General features: G+C 45.2%; 8 protein-coding genes. 3 read left to right on the top strand and 5 right to left on the bottom strand.

The features are described from left to right. On the top strand, positions 1–153 hold a 153-nt coding region (locus AB4232_RS18115; protein ID WP_372087683.1), incomplete at its 5' end, for a DUF489 family protein. Positions 154–296: 143 nt separating this feature from the next. After that, positions 297–1,667: an adenylosuccinate lyase gene (gene purB, locus AB4232_RS18110; protein ID WP_009848814.1), complete on the top strand. Its 1,371-nt coding sequence runs from the start codon at positions 297–299 to the stop codon at positions 1,665–1,667. 308 nt (positions 1,668–1,975) lie between these two features. Here the strand turns inward: purB and htpX are convergent, their stop codons facing one another. Then, positions 1,976–2,839 (bottom strand): protease HtpX, encoded by an 864-nt coding sequence (htpX, locus tag AB4232_RS18105; RefSeq protein ID WP_017098153.1) that lies wholly within the window; start codon positions 2,837–2,839, stop codon positions 1,976–1,978. A gap of 277 nt (positions 2,840–3,116) precedes the next feature. Here htpX and AB4232_RS18100 point away from each other — a divergent pair, with 277 nt between their 5' ends. Continuing rightward, entirely contained in the window at positions 3,117–3,284 is a 168-nt protein-coding gene (locus AB4232_RS18100; RefSeq protein ID WP_009848816.1) for a hypothetical protein, read from the top strand. A gap of 113 nt (positions 3,285–3,397) precedes the next feature. Here the strand turns inward: AB4232_RS18100 and bioD are convergent, their stop codons facing one another. The 4 genes from bioD to bioB are packed head-to-tail and all read right to left on the bottom strand — an operon-like array spanning position 3,398 to position 7,132. After that, positions 3,398–4,081, bottom strand: a complete 684-nt coding sequence (bioD, locus tag AB4232_RS18095) for a dethiobiotin synthase (RefSeq protein WP_372087681.1) — start codon at positions 4,079–4,081, stop codon at positions 3,398–3,400. Continuing rightward, positions 4,078–4,881 (bottom strand): malonyl-ACP O-methyltransferase BioC, encoded by an 804-nt coding sequence (gene bioC, locus AB4232_RS18090; RefSeq protein WP_372087680.1) that lies wholly within the window; start codon positions 4,879–4,881, stop codon positions 4,078–4,080. Before bioC ends, bioD begins: the two co-directional genes overlap by 4 nt. Next, complete coding sequence (bioF, locus tag AB4232_RS18085; protein WP_372087682.1) at positions 4,882–6,093, bottom strand: 8-amino-7-oxononanoate synthase; 1,212 nt, start codon at positions 6,091–6,093, stop codon at positions 4,882–4,884. It lies immediately after the preceding gene. Continuing rightward, positions 6,080–7,132, bottom strand: coding sequence for a biotin synthase BioB (gene bioB / locus AB4232_RS18080; RefSeq protein WP_372087679.1), 1,053 nt, complete (start codon positions 7,130–7,132; stop codon positions 6,080–6,082). Before bioB ends, bioF begins: the two co-directional genes overlap by 14 nt. Between the last annotated feature and the right edge of the window lie 150 nt (positions 7,133–7,282).

Below are 7,282 nucleotides of genomic sequence, written 5' to 3'. Positions count from 1 at the left end.
CAGACGTCGAGCCAGCATAAGGTTCGTGCCCTGCTGCTATCAGGAATTCGAAGCGCTGTGTTATGGCGTCAAGTTGGCGGTAAACGTCGCCACCTTATCTTCGGTCGCAAAAAGATGATCGAGCAGGCTCAAATCCTGCTAGCTCGCATGTAATTTATTAGCTCGCGCCTCGTCGCGAGCTTGTTTTTTGTACCAACACAACTCTCACGCAAACGATTGCGCAATATGCGTGACAATTGAGATTGTTACTGGTATAAACCTCTCAAAATTTAGAAAACTCAATTCAGGAGAACACCATGGAACTGTCAGCATTGACTGCTGTTTCACCAGTAGACGGCCGTTACGGAAGCAAGACTGTTGCATTACGCAGCATCTTTAGTGAGTTTGGCCTACTAAAGTACCGCTCTATCGTTGAAGTTCGTTGGTTACAAAAGCTTGCAGCTACAGATGCAATCAAAGAAGTACCAGCGTTTAGTGCAGAAGCTAACCAGTTTCTTGATGAACTAGCTGCTAACTTCAGTGAAGAAGATGCTCTACGTATCAAAGAGATCGAGCGCACGACTAACCACGACGTTAAAGCGGTTGAGTACTTCTTGAAAGAGAAAGTTGCTGGCGTTCCTGAACTTCACGCTGTAAACGAATTTATTCACTTTGCATGTACTTCTGAAGACATCAACAACACATCTCACGCGCTTATGCTTAAAGAAGCTCGTGACACAGTGATTCTTCCAGAAATCCGTAACGTAATTGATGCTATCAAAGCGCTTGCGAACGAGTACCGTGACATTCCATTACTGTCTCGTACGCACGGTCAGCCTGCTTCTCCTTCTACTATGGGTAAAGAGATGGCTAACGTTGCGTACCGTATGGAACGTCAATACAAGCAAATCGAAAACGTTGAGATCCTAGCGAAAATCAACGGTGCTGTAGGTAACTACAACGCACACCTTTCTGCATACCCAGAAGTTGAATGGCACCAGTTCAGCGAAGAGTTCATCACTGAATCTCTTGGCGTAACTTGGAACCCGTACACAACTCAAATCGAACCTCACGATTACATCGCTGAGCTATTCGATGCTGTTGCTCGTTTCAACACTATCCTTCTAGACTTCGACCGTGACGTTTGGGGCTACATCGCTCTTGGTCACTTCAAGCAGAAGACTATTGCTGGCGAAATCGGTTCTTCTACAATGCCGCATAAAGTTAACCCAATTGACTTCGAAAACTCTGAAGGCAACCTTGGTCTAGCAAACGCAGTATTCAGCCACCTTGCACAAAAACTTCCAGTTTCTCGCTGGCAGCGTGACCTTACTGACTCTACGGTTCTTCGTAACCTAGGTGTTGGTGTTGGCTACGCTATCATTGCATACACTTCGACTCTGAAAGGTATTAGCAAGCTAGAAGTTAACCGTGAAGCGCTACTTGCTGAACTAGACAAGAACTGGGAAGTACTAGCAGAACCAGTACAAACAGTAATGCGCCGTTACGGCATCGAGAAACCATACGAGAAGCTAAAAGAGCTAACTCGTGGTAAACGTGTAGATGGCGAAGGCATGCGTGCATTCATCGACGGCCTTGAAATCCCTGCAGACGAGAAAGTTCGTCTGAAAGAGATGACACCAGCGAACTACATCGGTCAAGCTATCGAGCTAACTGACAAGCTGTAAGATTCGAATTTCGAATCACAGAATAGACTAAGGCTTCCCATGTGGAAGCCTTTTTGTTGAGCGGAAGAAAGTGCACTGAGCAAGAGCTGTAATCAAAAGAACATAGCCCCCCTCCTAATTACCCTACACATGTCAGTCCGTGCGATATCAACCAATAAATATCGCAACGCTTCATCACTAGTAACCCTCTATCACCAGACACATATCCCTCGGATACTTACTGTCTTGAACACCAAGATCAAAAAAGGCCTCCCGAAGGAAGCCTTTAAAAGGTCTCTTGTCGACTAGCGACGAGAATTACGTAGCGATTACATGTTACGTAGAGACGCAATACGCTTGTCTAGTGGTGGGTGGCTCATCAGAAGCTCAGTAAGCGATTTCTTGCCGTTGATACCAAATGCCATCATAGAACCTTCTAGCTGTGGCTCATGGCTCACCTTAAGACGCTCTAGCGCTGCTATCATCTTCTCTTTACCTACTAAGTGCGCAGCACCTGCATCGGCATGGAATTCACGATGACGGCTGTACCACATCGTAATGAAGCTTGCTAAGAAACCAAATACTAATTCCAACACCATAGACACACCAAAGTACACCATCATGTTGCTGCCACCCTCTTCTTCGTTGTCATTCGACGCAACAATGTTGGCGATGAAACGAGATAGGAAGATAACGAACGTGTTCACCACGCCCTGCATTAGCGTCATGGTCACCATATCACCGTTCGCGATGTGACTCACTTCATGCGCTAACACTGCTTCAGCTTCATCACGCGTCATGTTGTGTAGCAGACCCGTAGAGACTGCTACTAATGAATCATTACGCTTAGCGCCCGTCGCAAACGCGTTGATGTCTGGCGAATCGTAAATCGCCACCGTTGGCATACCAATACCAACTTGTTGAGACTGACGGCTTACTGTCTCCATCAACCAATGTTCGGTTTCGTTACGTGGACTTTCAATGACCATACCGCCTACCGATCGTAGCGCCATTTTCTTTGACATCATCAATGAAATGAATGAGCCACCAAAGCCAAATACTGCAGCCATCACCAATAAGCCTGATAGGCTACCAGGTTGCATACCTGTAACTGCGTATACAATATTAAGAACAACACTTAGTACCAATACAACCGCTAGGTTGGTTGCAAGGAACAACATTACTCGCTTCATTACTTATCTCCGCATGAAAGCTGTTTTTATAAAACTTATTATTATAGACAAGGCAGACAGCAATTTATTCCAACCTTGAAGACTTATACTTACTTATACATATAGTCTTAGATTAAGAAAACAAGGTTAAGCATTAAATTGCAACATTTGATTACGAGACCATATTCGAATCACCTCCAGTCTATTAGACCTAAGTCGTATGGTGTCGGTATAACAATCCGTTTACAGTGGCTTCAGATGATTTATTGGCTAGTCCATGTACAAAAAGGGAAGAATCATGGTTGAAGGTACTAACACTCAAATGGCTATCGATTTACTGTGCTGTCACCTAGGGATTACTGAAGAAGAAGCAAAAAAGCAGATTGGGATCCTAACACCACAAGCGGCACAGACAAAAATCACAGAGACACAACAAGCACTAATGGGACTTACAAAAGAACACTAACCCATAGCGAATTGTTCAAAGGCCAGTTGTTTATAAACTCATGGCCAAACGGCTTAACATAGCAAAAGGGCTGCAATCGCAGCCCTTTTCTTATTTAGTACACAAGGTGAGAATTAAAGCGCAAGCAAAGGCTGCACATCAATGTACTTACCAATGTTCTTAGACTTTGCTCTTGGCACATACGGAATTTCACCTAACTTCGGTGCACCTATCTTATCTTCAAGCATCGCTATAATTTCGGCGTAATGTTCAGTACCTGGGTTAATGCGGTTTGCAACCCAACCTACTAGGTTCAGTCCATCAGCACGAATCACTTCTGCAGTTAGCAGTGCATGACTCAAACAGCCAAGCTTAATGCCGACCGTCAATACCACTGGCAGCTGCTCTTTTTTGACCCAGCTAGACAAATATTCTTCATCAGAAACCGGTACACGCCAACCACCAGCACCTTCAACTAACACGATGTCAGAGTTTTGCTTATGCTCTGCCAACTTAGCTGATAATACGGTTTCATCAATCACCACACCATCATGCTTTGCTGCAATGTGTGGTGATGATGGTAGCAACAGCGCATACGGATTAACGTCTTCGTAGGCGATATCTTGCGTCGCAGCTTCTTGAAGGTGCAATGCATCACTGTTACGTAACCCTTCAGGGTATTGTTCACACCCTGCTGCAACTGGCTTATAACCAATTGTTGATAAATCTTGTGCGGCCAAAGCTTGAAGAATCGCTTTTGAAACCACAGTTTTTCCCACTTCGGTATCCGTACCTGCAATGAATAATGCATCAATCATAATTGAATAACCCCTAAACAAACTTGATATGTTGCTGGCAAGAAACCTTGATGGTTTTTAAACTCTCGATATTCCCGTTCAACAAGCTGCAACATGCGGCGACTTGTTAAACCTTGTGAGCGACCACTTACGTGATTAGCGCCGATACCTTTAAGGTCGCGCATCAGTTCAAACGCAGTGTCGTACCAAACGGTGATGGTGGGCAAGTCTAGTTGATGAGCCGTACAGCTAGATTGCGCTAACGCAATTTTTACCTGATTGATTGTAATAAAATGGTTAACGTGTTGATGTGCGTCAATTTTGGACCACGACTTTTTCAGTTCAAACAGTGATCCATCAAGCAAAGTTGAGAAAATAACACGTCCACCAACCGCTGTAACACGCTTCATCTCTCTCAAAGGCGACGACAAGTCGTCACACCATTGCAACGCAAGGCTAGAGAAAACAATATCAAAAGCCCCATCTTCGAATGGCAATAGCTCGGCATCAGCTTGTCGATATAAAGAGACCGATGCACCACAGCGCTGTTTTGCTTCGTCCAACATTCCATTGGAAAGGTCAGCACATACCACTGCAGCACCTCGCTTAACTAACTGTTCAGAGAAATACCCTGTACCACAACCTAGATCGAGCACCTTTAACCCAGAGAGGTCACTCGGTAGCTTATCCAATAGTCGGTGGCCTACATCGCGCTGAAACTCAGCGTGTTTGTCATAGGTTGCAGCTGCTTTGCCGAAGGCTTCAGCAATCGCACTCTTATCTTGGCTTGCGTAATTATGCACTACTGCTTCTTGTGACATTTACTGAGCCTCTTTCTTTAATTCAAAGCTTGATTCTATGCTTGGTTTGCTTCCAGAGTCGTTGCTTCGCTCTATTGCTTGAAGCAACCAGTCAGTTAACTGAAGAATCTGTTCCTGACTATGGTTCGCCGTTAAGGTAATACGCAAACGAGCAGTCCCAATAGGCACCGTTGGTGGCCTTATTGCCGTTACCCAAACTTGATTGCGCTTTAACTCTTCAGCAATAGATAGTGCAGCTTGGGCTTCGCCGATTAAAAATGGCTTGATCGGCGTCTGAGTATCAATAAAGCCTTTCACGCCACTCATCTGCTCAGCATAAAGGGCGCCAAGTTCTGTCAACTTCTCACGACGCCACTCTTGCGTCTGAATCATCTGACACGCATGAGATAAAGCCACCGCTTGTGAAGGTGGCATCGCCGTCGAATACACATGATGCCGAGCAAACTGAGTTAAGTAATCACCCACTTCTGACGAACAAAGAATCGCAGCACCAGAAAGGCCAAATGCTTTACCAAAGGTCACCACCAAAATATCGGGGGAGATTTGTGCCGCACTGCAGCTCCCTGCCCCTTTATCACCTAATACGCCGATACCGTGGGCATCATCAACCACCAACCAACTGTCGTATTGATGAGTTAGGTTAGATATCCGGCTGAGAGGCGCTTGATCGCCATCCATGCTGAACACACCTTCAGTCACGACCAAAGATTGTGGAGTTTTACTCAATAGCGACTCTAAATGTTGCGTGTCGTTGTGCTTAAAGCGTTTCATGGTTGCAGGTGAAAGCATCCCCGCTTCCATCAATGAGGCGTGGTTAAGTTTGTCTTGCAACAGAGAGTCGTCTTTATCGAGCAGAGAAAACAACAAAGCCTGATTAGCACTGAAACCAGAACTAAATAGAATGGCACGTTCAAAGCCAAGCCATTCACACAACTGAGCCTCTAAATTTCGATGAGCAGGACTAAAACCTGTGACCAATGGCGATGCTGCACTTCCAGCACCATATTTGGAAAGTCCGGTTTGCCATGCATCGACCAGTTCAGGATCGTTTGCCAAGCCTAGGTAATCATTACTCGAAAAGTTAATAAAGCGAGAACCTTCACTATTAAGCAAAGGGCTATTGCTGTTTTCGAGTACCTTAAGTTGACGAGTTAACCCTTGCTCACGGCGATGAGCAAGGGCACTTTTGATGCGAGATTTAAACAGTGGCATCGTAGAACATGTCATCTTTCGTTGGACGAGCAGCAACGCGCTCCACCACTTGATCTAACAGTTCATTTTCTTGAATTTCGTCTGGCTTCTGAGCCACCTGTTGGCTGTTGATACCTAACTTCTTAAACAGCTGCATGTCCGTGTCTTCATCTGGGTTTGGCGTAGTCAGTAGCTTACAGCCGTAGAAGATAGAATTCGCACCCGCCATGAAACACATCGCCTGCATCTGTTCGTTCATGTTCTCACGGCCTGCTGATAAACGAACCGCAGACATTGGCATCATGATACGAGCAATCGCTATCAGTTTGACGAAGTCGAAAGACTCAACATCATCGACGTTTTCCATCGGTGTGCCTTTGACTTTTACGAGCATGTTGATTGGTACACTTTCTGGGTGAACAGGAAGGTTCGCAAGCTCTACAAGCAGGCCTGCACGGTCATTAGTACTTTCGCCCATACCAATAATACCACCAGAACAGATCTTCATACCGGCATCACGCACATGAGATAGCGTATCTAAACGGTCTTGGTAAGTACGAGTGGTGATAATACTGCCGTAGAACTCCGGAGACGTATCAAGGTTATGGTTGTAGTAATCCAAACCTGCGTCCGCTAGCTCACCTGCTTGGTCAGGCGTTAACATGCCTAGTGTCATACATGTTTCTAGGCCCATGCCTTTCACACCTTTGATCATGTCAGTTAGGTGAGGCATATCGCGTTCTTTCGGGTTTTTCCACGCCGCGCCCATACAGAAACGAGTCGAACCCGCATTCTTGGCTTTTTGCGCCGCATCCAAAACACGCTCGACTTCCATTAAGCGTTCTTTGTCGACATCCGTTCGGTAGTGAGCACTCTGAGGGCAGTACTTACAATCTTCAGGACAAGCACCTGTCTTAATCGATAACAGTGTACTCACCTGCACGTGGTTGTGCTCTTGGTACTGTCTATGAACCACTTGAGCTTCAAACATTAAATTCATAAACGGTTTTTCAAGCAGTGCTCTTACTTCAGCAACTGTCCAGTCATGACGAACTTCCACGTGTCGATCCTTTTTATTATTTGATGTTACATCTCTATCAATAGAGATTGTATTTATGCTTGGATAGTCTACCGACAAGCTTTAGACTGTCAACACATTGATAATATCAAAAGTTTACATTTGGTTATTTATTAGCCACACCAAGAATGG

Source organism: Vibrio sp. 10N.286.46.A8, from assembly GCF_041470165.1.
Lineage (GTDB): Bacteria > Pseudomonadota > Gammaproteobacteria > Enterobacterales > Vibrionaceae > Vibrio > Vibrio tasmaniensis_A.
Note: the sequence above shows the minus strand (reverse complement) of the source record. Positions and strands in the feature narration are given on the sequence as shown.